This is a genomic window from Massilia sp. BHUDP2 (assembly GCF_046236355.1).
GTDB classification, from domain to species: domain Bacteria; phylum Pseudomonadota; class Gammaproteobacteria; order Burkholderiales; family Burkholderiaceae_D; genus Telluria; species Telluria varians.
Window position 1 is genome coordinate 1,318,253 of the sequence record NZ_JBJUVW010000001.1, and the last position, 18,673, is coordinate 1,336,925.

General features: G+C 64.2%; 13 protein-coding genes. 6 read left to right on the forward strand and 7 right to left on the reverse strand.

Annotation, left to right across the window (positions count from 1 at the left end):
* Nucleotides 1-106: 106 nt before the first annotated feature.
* On the forward strand, nucleotides 107-2,014 hold the full coding sequence (locus ACK6C6_RS05880; RefSeq protein WP_409266352.1) for a PAS domain S-box protein: 1,908 nt from the start codon (nucleotides 107-109) through the stop codon (nucleotides 2,012-2,014).
* 78 nt (nucleotides 2,015-2,092) lie between these two features.
* Here ACK6C6_RS05880 and ACK6C6_RS05885 read toward each other — a convergent pair whose 3' ends face one another.
* The 6 genes from ACK6C6_RS05885 to ACK6C6_RS05910 all read right to left on the reverse strand — a co-directional run bounded on the left by ACK6C6_RS05885 (nucleotide 2,093) and on the right by ACK6C6_RS05910 (nucleotide 11,093).
* A complete protein-coding gene (locus tag ACK6C6_RS05885; RefSeq protein ID WP_409266354.1) occupies nucleotides 2,093-4,087 on the reverse strand; it encodes a T6SS phospholipase effector Tle1-like catalytic domain-containing protein in 1,995 nt (664 codons plus the stop codon).
* On the reverse strand, nucleotides 4,084-4,830 hold the full coding sequence (locus ACK6C6_RS05890) for a DUF3304 domain-containing protein (RefSeq protein WP_409266356.1): 747 nt from the start codon (nucleotides 4,828-4,830) through the stop codon (nucleotides 4,084-4,086). Before ACK6C6_RS05890 ends, ACK6C6_RS05885 begins: the two co-directional genes overlap by 4 nt.
* A complete protein-coding gene (locus tag ACK6C6_RS05895) occupies nucleotides 4,814-5,647 on the reverse strand; it encodes a DUF4123 domain-containing protein (protein ID WP_409266358.1) in 834 nt (277 codons plus the stop codon). The genes ACK6C6_RS05890 and ACK6C6_RS05895 overlap by 17 nt, the downstream gene beginning before the upstream one ends.
* 1 nt (nucleotide 5,648) lies before the next feature.
* Entirely contained in the window at nucleotides 5,649-8,426 is a 2,778-nt protein-coding gene (locus ACK6C6_RS05900) for a type VI secretion system Vgr family protein (protein WP_409266359.1), read from the reverse strand.
* Between the two features lie 78 nt (nucleotides 8,427-8,504).
* Nucleotides 8,505-9,689 carry an esterase/lipase family protein gene (locus tag ACK6C6_RS05905; RefSeq protein WP_409266360.1) on the reverse strand — a complete coding sequence of 395 codons (1,185 nt, stop codon included), beginning with the start codon at nucleotides 9,687-9,689 and terminating at the stop codon, nucleotides 8,505-8,507.
* Between the two features lie 144 nt (nucleotides 9,690-9,833).
* Nucleotides 9,834-11,093 carry a dienelactone hydrolase family protein gene (locus tag ACK6C6_RS05910; RefSeq protein WP_409266361.1) on the reverse strand — a complete coding sequence of 420 codons (1,260 nt, stop codon included), beginning with the start codon at nucleotides 11,091-11,093 and terminating at the stop codon, nucleotides 9,834-9,836.
* 258 nt (nucleotides 11,094-11,351) lie between these two features.
* Here ACK6C6_RS05910 and ACK6C6_RS05915 point away from each other — a divergent pair, with 258 nt between their 5' ends.
* From ACK6C6_RS05915 to ACK6C6_RS05935, 5 genes are all read left to right on the forward strand, one after another.
* Entirely contained in the window at nucleotides 11,352-13,022 is a 1,671-nt protein-coding gene (locus tag ACK6C6_RS05915) for an MFS transporter (RefSeq protein ID WP_409266362.1), read from the forward strand.
* A 1-nt stretch (nucleotide 13,023) separates the two neighbouring features.
* Nucleotides 13,024-14,109 carry an HlyD family secretion protein gene (locus ACK6C6_RS05920; RefSeq protein ID WP_409266363.1) on the forward strand — a complete coding sequence of 362 codons (1,086 nt, stop codon included), beginning with the start codon at nucleotides 13,024-13,026 and terminating at the stop codon, nucleotides 14,107-14,109.
* Complete coding sequence (locus ACK6C6_RS05925) at nucleotides 14,106-15,479, forward strand: efflux transporter outer membrane subunit (protein WP_409266364.1); 1,374 nt, start codon at nucleotides 14,106-14,108, stop codon at nucleotides 15,477-15,479. The genes ACK6C6_RS05920 and ACK6C6_RS05925 overlap by 4 nt, the downstream gene beginning before the upstream one ends.
* Nucleotides 15,476-16,105 carry a tRNA-uridine aminocarboxypropyltransferase gene (locus ACK6C6_RS05930; RefSeq protein WP_409266365.1) on the forward strand — a complete coding sequence of 210 codons (630 nt, stop codon included), beginning with the start codon at nucleotides 15,476-15,478 and terminating at the stop codon, nucleotides 16,103-16,105. The genes ACK6C6_RS05925 and ACK6C6_RS05930 overlap by 4 nt, the downstream gene beginning before the upstream one ends.
* A 94-nt stretch (nucleotides 16,106-16,199) precedes the next feature.
* Nucleotides 16,200-17,333 carry a PA0069 family radical SAM protein gene (locus ACK6C6_RS05935; RefSeq protein ID WP_409267305.1) on the forward strand — a complete coding sequence of 378 codons (1,134 nt, stop codon included), beginning with the start codon at nucleotides 16,200-16,202 and terminating at the stop codon, nucleotides 17,331-17,333.
* Nucleotides 17,334-17,398: 65 nt separating this feature from the next.
* Here the strand turns inward: ACK6C6_RS05935 and ACK6C6_RS05940 are convergent, their stop codons facing one another.
* Complete coding sequence (locus ACK6C6_RS05940) at nucleotides 17,399-18,670, reverse strand: hypothetical protein (protein WP_409266366.1); 1,272 nt, start codon at nucleotides 18,668-18,670, stop codon at nucleotides 17,399-17,401.
* Between the last annotated feature and the right edge of the window lie 3 nt (nucleotides 18,671-18,673).

Here is an 18,673-nt window from a genome sequence, read left to right on the forward strand (position 1 = left end):
TGATCTTGTGTATACAAGGCGAATGCGGGTCAATTGCGTGGCATCCTATTGCTGAGTATCGGTATGATAGGATATTTGCCGCACCAGACATAGCAAGGTCCCGGTCATGAACACGCACCACCCGTCCAAGCCGCCGCTGACCGAGGAACAACGGTTCCAGTACCTCATCGCCGGCATCAGCGACTACGCCATCTACATGCTGGATCCCTCTGGCCACATCGCCAGCTGGAACGCCGGCGCGCAGCGCTTCAAGGGCTACCAGCCGCACGAGATCCTGCGCGAGCACTTCTCGCGCTTCTACACGCCGGAAGACCGCGAGGACGGCCTGCCGGCGCGCGCGCTGGCGCAGGCCCTGGAGCACGGTAAATACGAGGCCGAAGGCTGGCGCGTGCGCAAGGACGGCACCCGTTTCTGGGCCCACGTCGTCATCGACCCGATCTACGACGAAGAGCGCAACCTGCTGGGCTATGCCAAGATCACCCGCGACGTCACCCAGCGCAAGCTGGCCGAGGACGCGCTGCGCGAGAGCGAGCAACGCTTCCGCCTGCTGGTGCAGGGCGTCACCGACTATGCGATCTACATGCTCTCGCCCGAAGGCCTGGTGACCAACTGGAACGTCGGTGCCGAACGCATCAAGGGCTATAGCCTGGAGGAGATCCTCGGCAGCCACTTCTCGCGCTTCTACACCGATGAGGACCGCGCGGGCGGCATGCCGCAGCGCGCGCTCGGCACCGCCGCGCGCGAGGGTCGCTACGAGGCCGAAGGCTGGCGCCGGCGCAAGGACGGCACCCGTTTCTGGGCCCATGTCATCATCGACGCCATCCACGACGACGACGGCAAGATCCTGGGCTTCGCCAAGATCACGCGCGACCTCACCGAGAAGAAGCGCACCGAGGAAGCGCTGGAGCAGGCCCAGCTCGCACTGTTCCAGTCGCAGAAGATGGAATCGATCGGCCAGCTCACCGGCGGCGTGGCGCACGACTTCAACAACCTGCTGTCGGTGCTGGCCAGCGGCCTCGAGGTGCTGAGCATGAACCGCCAGGGCGGCGGCGACGCCAAGACCCTGGACAGCATGCGCCGCGCGATCGATCGCGGCGCCACGCTCACCCAGCAGCTGCTCGCCTTTGCACGCCAGCAGCCGCTGCAGCCGGAAACGCGCAGCATCAACCGCCTGATTTCCGGCTTCGAATCGGTGCTGCGCCGCGCCGGGCATTCCGGCATCGAGTTCGAATTCAACCTCGACCCCCAGGCCGGCAGCGCGGTGGTGGACGCGGCCCGGTTCGAATCGGCCCTGCTCAACCTGGTCGTAAATGCGCGCGACGCCATGCCCGACGGCGGCCGGCTGACGCTCGACACCGCCCAGCTGACGCTGCAGGAAGGCGAGGTGCCGGGGCTGGCGCCGGGACCCTACGTGTGCACCTCGGTGACCGACACCGGCACCGGCATGTCGCCCGAGACGGTGCAACGCGCCTTCGAACCCTTCTACACCACCAAGGAGACCGGCAAGGGCACGGGCCTGGGCCTGTCGCAGGTGTACGGCTTCATCAAGCAGTCGGGCGGCGAGGTGGTCATCCAGAGCACACTCGGCGAGGGGACCGCGATCGCGATCTACCTGCCGGCCGTGACCTCGCAGGACGGCGAGCTGTCGCGCGGCGACTCGGAAACGGTGCTGATCGTCGAGGACGAGCCGGACCTGCTGGACGTGGCCTCGGCGCTGTTCATGAGCATGGGCTACGAGGTCACCACCGCGGCCAGCGGGCAAGAAGCCATGAATGTGCTGGCCACCCGCGACGTGGACATCCTGTTCACCGACATCGTCATGCCGAACGGCGTCAACGGCATCGAGCTGGCCGAGTACACGCGCGAGAACTACCCGGGCATCAAGGTGATGCTGGCTTCGGGCTATCCGCAGCCGGCGCTCAAGCTGGACCAGTACCGGCTGGGAGACTTCACCTTCGTGAGCAAGCCCTACCGGCTGTCGGATCTGGCGCGGGGGTTGCGCAGCGTGCACTGAATACCCGCTGCTCTGCTCAGAAGCGTCGGCGCTTGTCTATCCGATGACGCTGGTGACTATGGTCTCCAGCGTCATCGTTCAGGAAATCAAGGACGTGTCGCTTCCGGCATAGATTTTCCTGTATCTGAGATAGCCCGCCCTCGACATCACGCCGAATGCCCCGTCCCATGATTCATGACCACCGACACGAAAGCGCGGAATCTTGTTTGTTTTTGCATACTCTTCAGCAGCGCGATGTTCTTCAAGCGTCACCTGTGACCTGTGATCTGCCTTGCTGATGACGGTGAGTGCCTTTTCACGCTCCTTGACGCATCGACGCAGATAGTCATGCATCTTTTGCTCGGTATCGGGTCCGCTGAGCTTGAATGAAGCTCGTGAGTCATGGACATAGTTGTCGAACAGGTCGAGCTCCGCATCGCATGGATGTGCGAGCGCTTGCCAGAAGGTAGCAATTTCTTCCCATTCCGAATAAAGCTGGTCCCCAAAGCCGGGTTGCTGGGGGGCTGGTCGAAAGTGCGGGCCTTTGGATTGCAGCCACGATAAGAAGGCCTTGATTTCGTCGTCGAACTGCAGCGCTGCACTGTGCAGGTCGTTCTGGTAATACGTGGACGCCTGAAGGAAGCTACGACTGTTTTGCAGCGGCGCTTTTCCTGATACCTTGCGGTGGACACGCCACTCGATCTGCTTGCGCATATGCTCGCGCACGATGCGGTGCAAGGGCCCCTGCTTTTCCTTGCAGGTGTCGAGATCGGCATTGAAGGCCTGGATCGTCTCCCTGCTGACTGCGAACTTGGCCTTGGTGGCTTCCGTCGCCAGTTCGAGTTTCAGTGGTACGCCGCTCAGTCGAGCCTCCTTGTACATCATGATCAGGGGGATCCGCGACAGCATGTCCGCACCGTTCGGATCGGAGCCACGTCCCTGCTCGCGCGGGCAATAGCCACCTCCGATGTCGGAATGCACGCCGGGAACGACGATTTCCTTGCAGCCGGCGGGAACGGTGCCATTCACTGAAATCGAATCCAGGGGAAAGCTGCGCCTGAGTTCGTGTGCGGCGACCAAGTGGAGGCAGTTCATTCCGGAGGGGATGCGGAGGCTGTCTTCCGCATCGGCCCAGGCGCCATGGCCGTTGCGACCGGATACCGTGTTGCCCACGCCGACCGAGGCGACCGTATCGAACATGCCAAGAAAGTCGAACACCACTGGGAAGCCGCCAAGCGACATTCGCTTCGCACCGCAGAGTTGGGCGTCGAGCAGGCACAGCGCGTGTAGCCAGTTGGTGTAGGCCCGTGCCATGGTTGCGCCACGCGAGAAGCCAAAGATGGAAATGTAGATTGTCTTGACGACGCCGGGCTCTTTCTTCGCAGGTTTGCCGGTTCTCTGGTCGATCCAGTGCGCGGAGACGGCCTTGTGCAGGCGGGAGAGCACCCCGCTCAGGATGTATTTCGTCTGCTTGCCAGTAGTCGAGATGTCCGCGCCGGCATCGGGATCAACTCTTCCCTCAACAACGCGACGCGTGCTTTTCGTGAGCGACAGCGTTTCGAACAAGTTGTTCATCTCTGCAGGCGAGATCAAGACAGAGCCGAAAAAAAAGCGATGAACATTATTGATGGCCTGAGCAAGCGCCCAGATGATGCGGCGCTCGCCCCAGAGACCGGTGCCGCCGCCAAAAGTCTTGTCGGTGCCGGTTCCGTTGTCCTTCACTTGCGGGAATTCCGTACCGACGCCAGGGACGTAGACCCTGAAGAAGTGCTTGTGCTCCGCTGGCTTGTATTCCCAGTCGGTGGACTTGGGGAGCACGCCGGGTACGCTCATTCCCGGGAAGCAGTCGTACAGGCGGGCAATGTTCGAATGGTCTTTTGTTCTTTCGGCGGCGATGTAGTTGTTGCCTGTTCCGTCGAAGAAGAAGCCGAAGAATAAGTTAGTTTCGCATGAGGCTTTTGGTGAGCACATCGGCGCAGTTTCTCTGATGCTCACATTCTTAAGTATTTCTTGTTCTCTGCCGTTGAATAATTCGCTGACCTTAGTGGGTGCTTGAAATTCTGGTCCAACCGGCAAGGCGAGACTTGCATTCATGGTTTGGCCCTCGTGATTTTTTCAAGATCGTCTCTACTACGCTGCAGTCCACTGATGTATCGATTCTTGAGGTACTCGGGATAACGTGGATCATCTGGTCCATTAAATCCTGCTATTTCTTTTGGGCTGTATTCCTTATCGAATTCCCACGCTTCTTTTGCACGCTTTATAGGATCTTGTTCAAATTCTTTGATTAGCGATATGAAGGCGTTGACATATGCTTCCTCAACTTCTCGATAGATCTCCCATCTCTCACGTCGATACTCGAGTGACGGAACTGGCCACCCTTTGATCTTTCCAGGCCAGGCCGGATGGTCCGGCTGAACATTGCTGGAAACGACGCTAATCTTTCCTTCGCCATCCCTGATCACCCACAGCTCTCCTGCCTCGGCATATTCCGGTACCTCGACTTCGTGTTCTTCCGTCACCTCGGGCAGGCTCCCGTCAGGCAGCTTCTTCAGCCAGTGAGTCGTCGTGAGTCGTACTTTGGTCCCCGGCTTCCACTTCCACGGCAGCACCGCGCAGCAGGTCGTGCCACCGCCCGCGAACGGCGCGATGTGTTCACCGCCGATGGTCTTCCTCGGGTTCTCGGGATCAGCAATGAAATAGCTGAATTCGCGGTCGCTGTAGTTCACGCCGTGCAGGCTGACGCTCGCATGCGAGTCCCGGTATTGTGATAAGGCCAAGCCAACCACGGCCGAAACGCCCAGCACGCCAATCAGGATCTTATGTTTCAGTAGCATCGACAGCCTCCATCGAAATCGCGTGTGCCTTCCACGCCGTGAACAATCGCGCGATGTCCGGTTCATCGTCCCGTTTGCCGTGCGCCAGCAGCCAGCCACACCAGCCGACGATGTCACCGTCGCCTAAGCCGGCTTCGAGAGCCGGCGCAAGTGCGGAGGAAACCAGTGCATGGGCCTGCGACGGGCGGTACGTACCACGATGGGGGTGGTCGGCGAGCCGCGCCAGCACCTCGTCGGCCCGGCTGTCTTCCACCAGCGGCGCGAACCGGGCATCGTCGAGTCGCGGAGCGGTAGCAATGGGCTCGCCCGATCCTTCGAGCGCAAGCGTCTTCCAGTTGCCGTCTCTTCCGATGTAGCTCCAGCTCACGGCAGACCCGGTGAACTGCCCGCGCTGCGCGCGCTCGAGCGTCTTCAGGATGACGGGAAGGCGCCGGGTATCGGCGAAACGGAAATTGAAACGCTGACCGTCGGCTTCGACGATGCACCATGCCGCCAGCCGCGCTGCACAATCCGGCCATGGTTCCGGCGATTCGATCACGCTGACCATGGGCCAGCCCTGGCACTTGCGTAGCACGGCCCTGAGCGCACGGTCTTCGGGATCGAAAGGAACAATGAAGGGCGACACGTCCAGCGTGCTCGGCCCACTCGCCGGCAGTCCCTCGAACAGAAGCGCCTTGCGGTCGACGCCAATACGTCGGTGCAGGCCCGGTACGAAGGCGCCATCGATCAGCACATGCAGTGCGTGAGCGGCGGGACGGTCGCGAAAGCGCTGGTGCAGCATGTCGAGCCAGTCTTCGGCAAATGGATCAGTCAGCATCTCACTCCACCATGGAAAAGGCCGAGCCCACGGCGAGCGCGCGCTTGAGGCATTCGACGCATACGCTGCGGGGTAGGGCAGGCATTGGATAACCCAGTTGCTGCGGATCGGTCAGGCTCTTCTTGTTCGCATGGACGGCGAGTTTGCCGGGGCATTGCACACTGATGTTCCCGCCATCGATCGTCAGGCTGGCGCCGCCGGCGGTCGACAGCACGATTCGTTGCGCGGCGGCCCAGTCGATATGCGCGCTGGCGCTGAGCAGCTTTACGTCGTCGCGTGCCTGCACGGCGAGCGCGTCCGCCTGCGCCTGCAGGCCGATCTCGTCCTGGGCGGCGATCAGTTGCAGGCCGGCGCTGCCCGCGCCGGAGCCGGTGGCGCCTGCCAGCGCGCCGATGACCTGACCGGTGTGCAGCCGAAGCCCTGCGCCGCCGGCCAGCTGGGTGTCCTGTACGCTTACCAAGGTGACGGTCTCGCCGTTCGCCAGCTGCAGGCTTTGCCCGGCGCTGGCGCCGAAGACGTCCTTGGCGGATACCGTAACGAGGGCAGCGCCGCTCTCGGTCTGCGGCGCCGACACGGCATTCGACATCGCCTTGACTGGTCCGCACTTGCCGTCCAGGACGCTTGCGTTGGCCTTGACGCTGCCGGCGTGAGCCGCCAGTCCCACGGTCTGATGGATCCTCGCTGCGGGGTGCAGCGTGCCAGCGGTCGCAGCTGCCTGGCGGATCAGGCTGGCGCCAGTCGCATTCTCACCGGCGACGTCGCGCGAGGCTGCATCGTGCCTGAGCTGCCAGCTCGATACCAGCAGCCCCGATCCGCCGCGCGCCGCGCCATACCTGTCGGAACGCAGCTCGGCGCCGCGCCCTCGCGAGCTGCCACGGTAATTGTCGGCGGCGTGGAGTAGATGTCCAAGATTCAGCTCGGTCGCCGACTGGGTGGTCCTGAGCTGGGCGCGGCCTTGCCCATCGCTGTCGTCGATCAGCAGCTGGTTATAGCCGCTCCCGCCAATCCCGGCCGTGCGCAGGCCCCATTGGGCAGCCCTGTTGCGGTGGCCATCGGCGTCGCTCGACGCACCGTGCCAGGCCGGGCTGTTGCCGCCAGCGAGGTTGGCCTGTGCCGAGTACGCATGGTCGTGCGCACGCCCGAAGCATTCCCGATCGTCCGGCGCACCAGTGTGGCCGCCCGGCGTGGGCGCAATGCCGCCTTCACCCCGGCCGTTGTACAGTGCCCCAACCACGACCGGCCGATCGATATCATTTTCAAGGAATTGCACCAGCACTTCCTGTCCGACCCGGGGAAGGAACTGGCACCCCATGCCGCTACCAGCCAGGCGCTGCGCTACCCGTACCCAGCAGCTCGCATGTCCGCTGTCCTGCCAATGGAAACGGATGCGAATGCGTCCCAGACGATCGCAGTAAGCGTCGTCAGCCTTGTCTGGGCGGTCGTTGCCATCGGCGCCGATGACAATCGCAGTTTGTGCGCCATGTGCGGTTGTCCTGGCCTTGATGCGGTCCTCTCCCTGGTGCAGCTGCGGGCGCCATGGAACCCCTGCGGGAATTGCAGCGAAGCAGTTGGCATAGCCGGTTTTCTGGGCCTGCTCGATGACCTGGGCCAGGCCGTCCTGCCGGGCGCGGACAGCCTCTGCCAGCAGTTCTGGAAGCGGGCCGAACAGTTCGGCAAGGGCGAGCTGCGCGGGCGGCGGCATGTTGTTCACGCCAATGCTCGTGACGTGATGGATGGTGAACGCGGCAGCATCGCCGAGCCGCCCCAGTGGCATGCCGGTGACGGTCAGCCGCGTTCCCGCGCGCATGGTACGAACGGTGGAGCGCCCTTGCCACAGTTGTCCCCTTGCTTCGGCCGCTTGCATCTGCAGATCGGCATGGCGCCGCGCCGATGCCGTGTCGGTGAATGCGTACTGCCCGGGAGCGTCGTAGGATTCGAGTTCCGGCAGCGATTTGGCCTTCGTGACGGAAAGAGACGCCGCGCCGACCAGTTGCTTGGCCTTGTAGTCAGCGCTTTGCAAGGTCGTCAGCGAGGCGTGCAGGCGCTTGTGTTCCACCAGCGCCTGCACGGTATCGTGCTCTTCTACAGAACTTGCGTTGTGATAGCGGACGCCGGCGCCATCGCGGCAGCTTCGGTCATCCGGCACTGCATCGAGCGAGGTACTGTCGGCGAACAACACCAGGCAAGGACCGTCTTCCGTTTGCTCGGTTCGCCAGCCAAGGCCTTCTTCGGCCAGGAGTCGGCGCACGAAATCGAGGTCCCGTTCGCGGTATTGGCAGCAGTAGCTGCGTGACGGCACAGTAGCCATATACGACGCGGTATCGGCGCTCCAGCGCCAGCGCGCTACGGGCCGGTAGGAGGCGAATACCTCATCGACAATCTCCACGATCGTCTTGTCCTGCCACACACGACTGCTACGAACATGTTCTAGCCGCCATATCCAGGGAGAGATACGGATACGGTATCGTGCCAGCCCGCCATCGCTGCCAAGAACGGATACGGCGCAGATCTCGCCGCCGATGCTTTCCTGTTCTCCGTCCACGAGGGTAATTTGCAGCGAGGCCGGTTGGCCCAGCAGGGGCTCCGCTTTCAGATAGGCGTTGGTGGACAGCGCAATGACGTCGCATACCGGAATGTCGAGCAAAGCGTCCTCGGCAGAGAAAGCCTCGACAAGCAGTGTGGAACACGAGGCGTCACCGAGTCTTAATTCGAACAGCCTGGTCGCGCTCGAGAATTCCGCGAGCGTAGCAGTGATTTGATCGGTCAAGTCGCTGCTCATGGCAGACGCTCCATTTTTCAAATGAAACGTCAGCCACGATACGTTCGACTTAGGCGAAGGCTATTGCGTCAAGTCATCTTACAAGCTGAAGATGATGTCGCTGATCCGCTCATACAGCGGATTGGCCGACGGCCCCGGATTCGGCCAGTTCAGGATATCGAAGTGGTCATACCCCTTGTAGGTGCCGAGAAAGTTCCAGCTCCCTTTGACCGACTTGCCGTCGTAGTTCCGCACCGGATGCCCCGTCGGCGCCCGCATGCTGGCCGTATTCACCACCCCGTCGTTGGGAAACCACTCGCTGTCGATCGCTACCCGCCCTGCGCCTGTCTGGGTATAGCCGCCCAGGCCGTTCTGGAGCACCGAGGGCACGATCCATTCCCCCGCCATGGCCTTGAAGGCCGGGATCATGTCGAGCCGCGGGTACTGGTAGAGCGTCGTCTGGATCGGCGCGATCACGCGGTCGGTCTCGTTGCAGCACCAACTGCCGGCTTCGGTCGCCTGCGTGCCCACTGAGTAGTAATAGATGTGCGGCGAGGTGCGCGCCCACAGGTTGAATTCGCGCGCACCGTCCGGCGACAGCTCCCAGTTCGCCCAGCGGTGCTTGAGCAGGTCGCCGAGCGGTGACTGCAGCGGCGGCACCACGTTCAGCACCGCGTCGGCGAAAGTGGTGCCGTTGTGGGGCGTCGAGATGGTGGTGACGCTGCGTATCCAGCCCACCTTGCCGCCCTTGAACAGTTCGTGGCCGCCTTCGTCCTCTGGCGAGCCGTGTTCCAGCAGTTCGATCAGGGCGCGGATGGTCGTGCCGCCCTGGCTGTGGCCGATCAGGTGGACCGGATGGTCCGCGTCCCAGGCCGGGTAGAGCGCGAGCGGGTAAGCCTCCGGGTTGTTCTTCGGGTCGGCGGCCCAGCACTTGCCGGCGGGTTTTTGCTGCTGGCCCGGCAGACCGTACTTGCGCACGTGCGCGGCGCCGTAGTCGACGCAGCCGCCCTTGATCTGGGCGTACAGGTCGGCCGCGCGGTCCCAGTTGGAGCTGATCGGGCCGACCACGGCCGCGAACACCGTGCGCGGGCCGCGGTAGACCTGCATGTGCGAGGCGATGTCGCCGTAGCCGCCCCAGTAGTTGAAACCGCTGTGCTCGAAGGTGTCCGGACCGAAGCCGAGAAAGCCGTGGACCAGGATCACGGGGTGGTTGTTCTCGGCGCTGGCCGGCACGCTGGCGCACAACGCGGCCAGCGCCAGCAGGGCGTGGATGATGCGAAACATGCAATTCTCCGAAATGAGCTCAGGGCCATTGTCGGAGCTGCGGGCGGGGCGCGGTTTGCGCTGGGTCGGACTCTTGGCGGCTGTCAGATTTTACGCACAGAAACAGTGCGTCGCCCGCTTGACAGCCGCCCACCCCGCGACAAGCTAGTTCGTGGCCTTGTTGGAGCCGATCGAGGTGGTCGGCGCCGACGCCGTCGGATCCACCGCCGGCTTCGGCACATCGATCACCGAAGCCGTGACCGAGGTCTTCTCCGCCTGGTCGAGGTCACCGGTCCAGACCACGTAGTCGTCCACCGAGTACAGCCGGCACGGCTCCTTGCTCTTGGCGGTGCAGGTGGCCAATGCGCGGCCGTCCGGATCTTCGCCTTCCTCGGCCCAGGTCCAGGCGCCGCTCGGCGAGACCGCGAAGGCGCGCGGGGTCATCTTGCTCAGGTATTCCTGGTAGGCGCGGCGGCCGTTCTCGGACAGGAAGGGCACGGCGTCGACATCGTCGACCTGGGCATAGTCGGTACGCGCCGGGCTCGGCGGCGGCGGCACGTCGTAGATCACCTTGGTCGGCATGCCGACCTGGGCCAGGAAGCGCATGGTGTCGTCCAGCCATACCTTTTCGCCGTCGCGGCTGGCCAGCATGCCGTGCGAATCGCGCTTGAAGGCCGGGAACTCGACCAGGCGGCCGCGGCCGCCAGCCTGTTCGAACGCGGCGTGCATGCGCTGCGCCAGCTCGGGGCCGAACAGCGAGTCGTTCTGGCCATACATCCACAGGGTCGGCAGCCTGGTCTTGGCGCCGTATTCGGAGAAGGCGGTCACCAGGGCCGAGCGCCAGGCGCAGCGGTCGCTGTCGTCGCGCAGGCCGCCGGCGAAGTTGATCAGGCCGCGCACGCCCGGCAGCTCCTTGGTGCCGAGGGCGATGGTCGCCAGGCCGCCATAGGACTGGCCGGCGATCACGATGCGGTTGGCGTCGATCCACTTCTGCTGGCGCGCGTAGGCGAGGGTGGCGGCGATGTCTTCCGCCTGGGCGTAGCCGTTGGCGGTCATGTCGCAGCCGAAGTCGCGGTAGCGGCCGGTCGAATTGGCGAAGCCCTGGCGCATCGGCACCATCACGGCGTAGCCGCGCTTCACGAAGGCCGAGGCCATGTGATAGAAGCGGTCGCGCGGCTGCAGGTTCGGGCGGCCCGGATCCTTGCCGTGGTTGATGATGATGAGCGGGAAGGGGCCCGGGCCGTTCGGCTGGAACACGGTGGTCTCGAGCATGGCGCGGCCCTGCGGGCCGGCGGGCACCTGCTCGATGTGTTCGTTCATGCGGTGATCAAGTTGCAACTCCTGCTGCACGGCGATGCCCGGGGTCAATGCGGCGGCAGCCAGGGCGGCTGCCAGGATGTTGCGGAGCGTAAAGCGTGGAACCATGGTGACTCTGTCTCGACTGCGTACCGGGTGAAACAAACACGGAAGAATTTCCGCATGGCATAAATTGATTCTAGGTACGTGGAAAAGGCAGGGCAATACTCAATCTGGCAATTCCAAAGGTAAATTTTTGTGGCGTGACAAAGTGATCACGTGTTCCTTATCTTTATTGCGCCAATCACGCTGCCGTACAGCGTCCGGCGTGGTTTTTCGTGAACGGTTATCATGCAAACCTGGCAAGGGAGGTAGAGGAATGATCGGATGAGCAAGTACGCGCCGCGCGAGTGGGCGCCCGACGAGAAGCCGATGCTCCCCGGCTCTCCGTCCACGCCCGCCCATCCGACACCGCTGCGTTTCGCCTACCTCTTCGTCGGCATCCTGATCACCATCACGGGCGGCCTCGGCAATGCGCTGGTGGCCGTCAACCTGGTCAACCTGCAGGGCACGCTGGGCGCCTATTCCACCGAGACCGCCTGGCTGCCGGCCGTCTTCGTGATGGCCAATGCGTCCATGAACCTGCTGCTGGTGAAGTTCCGCCAGCAGTTCGGGCTGCGCCTGTTCACCGAATTCTTCCTGGTGCTGTACGCGCTGGTGACCTTTGCCCACCTGTTCGTCAACGACCTCGGCTCGGCCATCGCGGTGCGCGCCGCCCACGGCATGCTGGCGGCGGCGGTGTCGCCGCTCGGCCTGTACTACGTGCTGCAGGCATTCAAGAAGGAGTGGCGCCTGCGCGGCGTGGCGCTGGCGCTTGGCTGCGCCCAGCTGGCGCTGCCGCTGGCCTACATCTTCTCCAACGACCTGCTGCAGATCGCCGAGTGGCGCGGCCTGTACATGTTCGAGCTGGGCCTGGCCATCGTCTCGCTCGGCGCGGTGCTGATGCTTAAATTGCCCCCGGGCGACCGCTTCCAGGCCTTCCGCCCGATGGACTTCGTCACCTTCGCGCTGTTCGCGCCCGGCATGGCGCTGCTGTGCGCGGCGGTGAGCTTCGGTCGGGTGCGCTGGTGGTTCGAAGCGCCCTGGATCGGCGTCGCGCTGGCGGTTTCGATCGTCCTGCTGGCGGCGGCGATCTGCGTGGAGCACAACCGCGCCAATCCCTTGCTGAACATCCGCTTCTTCACCAATGCGAACATCCTGCGCCTGGCGCTGTCGATGATCCTGGTGCGCATCGTGCTGTCCGAGCAGAGCGTCGGCGCGGTCGGCTTCCTGCGCCTGGTGGGCCTGGACAACGACCAGCTGCAGACCCTGTTCGCCATCGTGCTGTGCGCGACCATCGCCGGCGTGGTGGTCTCGGCGCTGACCATCAACGTGCAGCACCTGATGGCGCCGCAGGTGATTTCGCTGTTGATCATGGCGCTCGGCGCCTGGCTGGACGCCCATGCCACCAACCAGACCCGCCCGGAACAGATGTACCTGAGCCAGAGCCTGCTCGCCTTCGGCGGGACGCTCTTCCTCGGACCGCTGGTGATCTCCCTGATCGGCACCGTGATCGCCAATCCGGCCAACCTGATCAGCTTCTCGGTGCTGTTCGGCCTCACGCAGAACCTGGGCGGCCTGCTCGGTTCCGCCATCGTCGGCACCTTCCAGGTGCTGCGCGAGAAGTACCATTCCTCGATCATCGCCGAGCACCTCAGCAGCCTCGATCCGCTGGTGACCGGCCGCATCCAGTCCGGCGCCGCCGCGGTCGGCCAGCTGGTGGCCGACCCGGCCGCGCGCAGCCGCCAGGGCGTCGCCTCGCTGGCGGCCAGCGCCACGCGCGAAGCCAACATCCTGGCCTACAACGACGTGTTCCTCGTCCTTTCCATCCTGGCCGCCACGGCCGCCGTGTGGATCTTCGTGCACGCGGTCTGGCTGCATTACTTCCCCGCCCCGAAACCCGTGCCGGCAGTGCGGCCGCCCGGGGCGCCACCGCCACCCGAACCGGTAACAGACTGATATGCCCGAACCATCGACAAGCTCCGTCAACAAACGTTCGCGCCGCATCCTGCTGAGCGCACTCGCCTTCGCCGCCATCGCCCTGGCCGGCGTGCTGATCGTGCTCTACGCCTGGCAGCTGCCGCCGTTCCGCACCACGCTGCAAAGCACCGAGAACGCACTGGTACGCGGGCAGGTGACCATCATCAGCCCGCAGCTGAGCGGCTATGTGGTCGAAGTGCTGGTGCAGGACTTCCAGCCGGTGCGCAAGGGCGAACTCCTGATGCGCATCGACGACCGCATCCCGACCCAGCGGCTGGAGCAGGCGCGCGCCGAACTGGCAACCCGCCGCGCCGCGCTCGAGAATTACGCGCAGAGCAATCGCAGCGCGCAGGCAACCATCGCGCAGAACCAGGCGACGCTGGCATCGAGCGAAGCACAGGCGCGCCGCGCCGAGGCCGACCTGCGCCGGGTGGAGGAGCTGGCCGCCGACGGTTCGCTGTCGGCGCGCGAACGCGATGCCGCACGCGCCACCCGCGCCCAGGCGGTGGCCGCGCGCGACCAGGCCAGGGCGGCGCTCGAGATCGCGCGCCAGAACCTGCGTTCGGTGGGCGTGAGCCGCGCTTCCCTGGGGGCCGCGGTGGCCAATGCCGAAGCGGCCGTGCGGCTGGCCGAGATCGACCTGTCCAATACCCACATCCTGGCGCCGCGCGACGGCCAGCTGGGGCAGGTGACGGTGCGCCAGGGCGCGTTCGTCAACGCCGGCGCCCAGCTCACCGCCCTGGTGCCGAACACGCTCTGGATCATCGCCAACATGAAGGAAACGCAGATGGCCAACGTGCGCCTGGGCCAGCCGGTGAGCTTCACGGTGGACGCGCTCAACAACGCCACCCTGCGCGGCCACGTGGAACGGATCTCCCCGGCGACCGGCTCGGAGTTCTCGGTGATCACGCCGGACAATGCGACCGGCAACTTCGTCAAGATCGCGCAGCGCATCCCGGTGCGGATCAGCATCGATCCGAACCAGCCGCTGGCGCAGCGCCTGCGGCCCGGCATGTCGGTGGTGGCGACGATCGACACCGCCTCGGCAGGCAAGGAAGCACGATGACACGGGCTGTCTACCTCCTTGCGCCCCTGGTGCTGGCCGGCTGTGCGATGGCGCCACAGCCGGCGCCCGCGCCGACCCTGCAGGTGCCCCTTGCCTGGCGCACGGCGCCCGCCGCTGACGCAGCGATCACGCGCGACTGGTGGAAGTATTTCGGCGACCCGCAACTGGACGCGCTGGTGCGGCGCGCCCTCGACAACAACGGCGACCTGCGCATCGCCCGCGCGCGCCTGCAGGAATACGCGGCGCGCGTGCGCATCGCCGGCAGCGCGCAGCAGCCGTCCCTGAACTTCTCGTTTGCGCCGGCGCGTGCGCGCGCCATCGGGCCGCTGGGGCAGCCGGTGGAAGTCACTTCTCTTGTAGGGACGGTGCAGGCGGCCTATGAACTCGACCTGTTCGGGCGCCTGGCCAGTACCACGCAAGCGGCGCGCTTCGACGCCCTGTCGCAGGAAGCAGCCTTGGAAGCGGCCGCCCTGTCGGTGGCCGCGAATACCGCTTCCGGCTACCTCAATTTGCTCGGGCTTGATGCCCAGCTGGCGTTGGCACGGCAGACACTGGCCTCGCGCGAGCGTTCGTTCGCGCTGGCGCGGCACCAGTTCGAAGTCGGCTACAGTTCGCGCCTGGAGATGTCGCAGGCCGAGGCCGAGCTGCATGCCACCGCCGGCGTGGTGCCGCAGATGGAACGCGCGATCGCGCAGCAGGAGCAGGCGCTGAACCTGCTGGCGGGCGGCAGCCCCGGACCGGTGGCACGGGGCGGGCCGCTGCTTGCCCTGCGCATGCCCCTGCCGGCTCCCGGCCTGCCGTCCGAGCTGCTGCGGCGCCGGCCCGACATCGCCCAGGCCGAGCGCGCGGTAGCCGCCGCCGACGCCAGCCTGGCAGCGGCGCGCGATCAACTGCTGCCCTCGATCCGGCTCACCGCATCCGCGGGGCTGGAGGGCGCCAGCGTGGCGCGCCTGCTGCGCTCCCCGGTCGAGCTGTGGAGCATCGGCGGCAGCGTGCTGGCGCCCCTGTTCGATGCGGGCCGCCTGCGCGCCCAGGCCGAGATTGCGGGAACGGTGCGCGACCGCGCCATCTACACCTACGAGAACGTGGTGCGCGGGGCCTTTGCCGAGACCGAGAACGCGCTGGCCGGCATCGACGGCCTGCGGCGCCAGCTGACCGAGGCCGAAGCGCGACGGACGGCGGCGAATGAAGTGCTGCGGGTGGCGCACAACCGCTATGCCAACGGCTATGCGTCCTACCTCGAAGAGCTGGACGCCCAGCGCAATGCCTTCGGCGCCGAGAACACCGTGCTGCAGCTGCGCGCCAGCCTGCTCGCGGCCCACGTCGACCTGTACCGCGCGCTGGGCGGCGGCTGGACGCCCGCGCCATGAGCGAGGTATCCGTGAAGCGTGCGCGCTGCGCCACCTGCCTGCGCGCGCAATCGGCCTGCATCTGCCGCTGGATCACCCGTGTCGAGCCGCGTGCGGCGCTGCTGGTGCTGCAGCATCCGCTCGAAGTGGCCAATGCCAAGAACAGCGCGCGCCTGCTGCACCTGAGCGTGGCCGGAAGCAGGCTGGCGGTGGGCGAGCAATTCGACAGCGCCGAACTGGATGCGCTGCTGCATGCGGATGGCCGCGTGCCGGTGCTGCTGTACCCGGACACCCCGGGCGACGCCAGCCTGCCGGCGCCGCCGCCGTTCGAGGCGATGGTGGCCGAGCGCGTGCGCCTGGTGGTGCTGGACGCCACCTGGCGCAAGAGCCGCAAGATGCTGTACCTGAACCCGGCCCTGCAAGCCTTGCCGCGCCTGGCGCTGGTTGACGTCGCTCCCTCGAATTACCGGATCCGCAAGGCGCATGCGCCGCACCAGCTATCTTCGCTGGAGGCGGCGGTGCTGGCGCTGGCTCAGCTGGAAGGGGACGATGCCCCCTTCCAGCCCCTGTTCGACGCATTCGAAGGCTTCGTGCAGCAGCAGGCAGCCTATGTGCCGCCTGGTGCGCCAGACTTGAAATCCGGCTGAGGGAGGCGTACCATACTGTATAAAAATACAGTATGGAGCCGACGTGCCCGACCGCACCCAACCCAGCCAGCGCCAGCCCGTGGACGAGCAGCCCATGCTCGGCCCGCGTCCGCTCGCGGCGCGCAAGGGGCGGGGCGCGGTATCGAACCTGCAGGGTCGATACGAAGTCAATGGCCGCGAAGAATTCGACGACGGCTGGGAGCGTGAGGAGGACGAAGCCGCCGGCATCAAGACGGTCGTCTCCGACGAGCACGCCAAGAGCATCCTCTCGCGCAATGCGTCGCCCGACATCCCATTCAACGTCTCGCTGAATCCTTATCGCGGCTGCGAGCACGGCTGCATCTATTGCTTTGCGCGGCCCACCCACAGCTACCTCGGCCTGTCGCCGGGGCTCGACTTCGAAAGCCGGCTGTTCGCCAAGGTGAACGCGGCCGAGCTGCTACGGCGCGAGCTGGCTAAGCCGGGCTACGTGCCCGAGCACATCGCCCTCGGCGTCAACACCGACGCCTACCAGCCCTGCGAGCGCGAGCTGCGCCTGACGCGCCAGGTGCTCGAGGTGCTGAGCGAATGCCGGCATCCGGTCGGGCTGATCACCAAGTCCTCCCTCATCGAGCGCGACATCGACCTGATCGCGCCGATGGCGGAAAAGAACCTGGCCTGCGCCGCCATCACCCTGACCACGCTCGATCCGGAGATCGCGCGCACGCTGGAACCGCGCGCGGCAGCGCCGGCACGGCGCCTGCGCACCATTCGTACCCTTGCCGAGGCCGGCATTCCGGTCAGCGTGAGCGTGGCGCCCATCATTCCCTTCGTCACTGAACCGGAGATCGAGCGCATCCTGGAAGCGGCGCGAGACGCCGGCGCCATCGGCGCCCATTACGTCGTGTTGCGGCTGCCGCACGAGGTCAACCCGCTGTTCCAGGAATGGCTGCAGGCGCATTTCCCCGAGCGGGCGCAGCGCGTGATGAACCGCGTGCGCGACCTGCGTGGCGGCAAGGATTACGACAGCGACTTCGGCAAGCGCATGCACGGGGAGGGCGTGTGGGCGGACCTGATCCGCCAGCGCTTCTCGAAAGCGGTGGACCGGCTGGGGATGGGGGAGTTTCGCGGGCGCTTCGGCAGGCTGGATGGCTCGCAGTTTCGCAAGCCGCTGACCGTGCCGGCGCGCCCTTTGCCTGCTTCAGGCAAAAGAGACGGGAATGTGGCGGGACAGCTGGATCTGTTTTGAGAAAACGGCAAACTGGTCTTTGGCCGTAGGCTCAGCGCTCAGGCCTTGCAGCATGGGCAGGTTCTTCATCTATAAACATCGAGTTTTTCAGCAGAACAAAAGTCCTGTTCTATCCAGGAAAACACCGTAAACAATATCGTCGCAGTCCAGACGCGTGCATTGGAAAGAACGGTCTGTTCCCATGTTGGGTTCTCTTGGTAAGTGTCGCTGAAGGACCATCGGCATACCGCCGGAACGAACGAGAAACAAAGTTCAATCGTCTCGGCATCCGAAGCGATGACTTGCACTGTCCCATTATTCGGCAGTGAATGTTTTTCTTGCTCCTTCCTTAAACCGAAGCTGGTGACATTCAGCATGTTGTCAAGCTTGCACTCAAAGAGGCAAACGTCCTGTTTATTCCAGGGTTCCCCTGTGCAGAGATGTTCGGAAATTAATTTTTCGCCTTTCTCACGCAGCAGGATGTAGTTGTCCAGGAGATTGTGCTGCTTGAGCAATGCAAGCTTGTGCGAATATTCGTTGACCTCGTCCTCGAATTCTTTGTCATATAGACGTCCCAGTGAAAGACGTCCATCGACCGTCAACATGGAGTCGAAATCTTTCGCTGCTTTCAGTGCAATCAAGGGATCGATGGAAGTGACGATGTCTTCCAGATAGCCTTTTGCCTCCTCAACGTCCTCCAGCCAGCGTCGAGCGTCCTTCTTAATCGTGAAAAACGTTTTGGGAATATTGCTCGCGTACGCGTTATCGATTTTTTCCGAATATTTCGGTGCGATCGCAGCTTCCTTCGGCGCTTCAGTCGACACGAAAGGAAACATGAAACGATGGTTCTTGACGATGTCGGCCAGGTTCAACGAAGCCTCCATACGTTCCAGACTCAGCCGCGGAGATGCGACTTTGAACTTGTTGTTAAAAAGTGTCTTGCCGGGCAGCTTGTATTTGCCTGCGTTTTCCAGTCCCGGCTCTACCATCGCGAAATTTTGCATGATGTCCTCCGCTGACAGGAGGTGCATCACACACCGGTCTTCATATCCGGTACTCACCAGCAAGAAAAATTCCGGATGCGGCTCACCCGTTTTTTCTTTGACATATTCGGAATGAATATAAATGTCGGTCTTTTCGTCCTGGATGAATTTGGCTTGAACGAGACCCAGGCGCGGCGGCCGCAGGTCAAAGAGCGAGTGCGTCGTGATGCGGCGCTGGATGATGAAATCGGCGCCTTCGATGTCGACCGACCGTTCCAGTATCCAGAATCGATCGATCAGGAAGGCACGCGCTCGTGCCTCCCCGATCGATCCGTTTTGCATACGTTTGAGCCATGCCGGGTGTGAGGTGCTCATGGG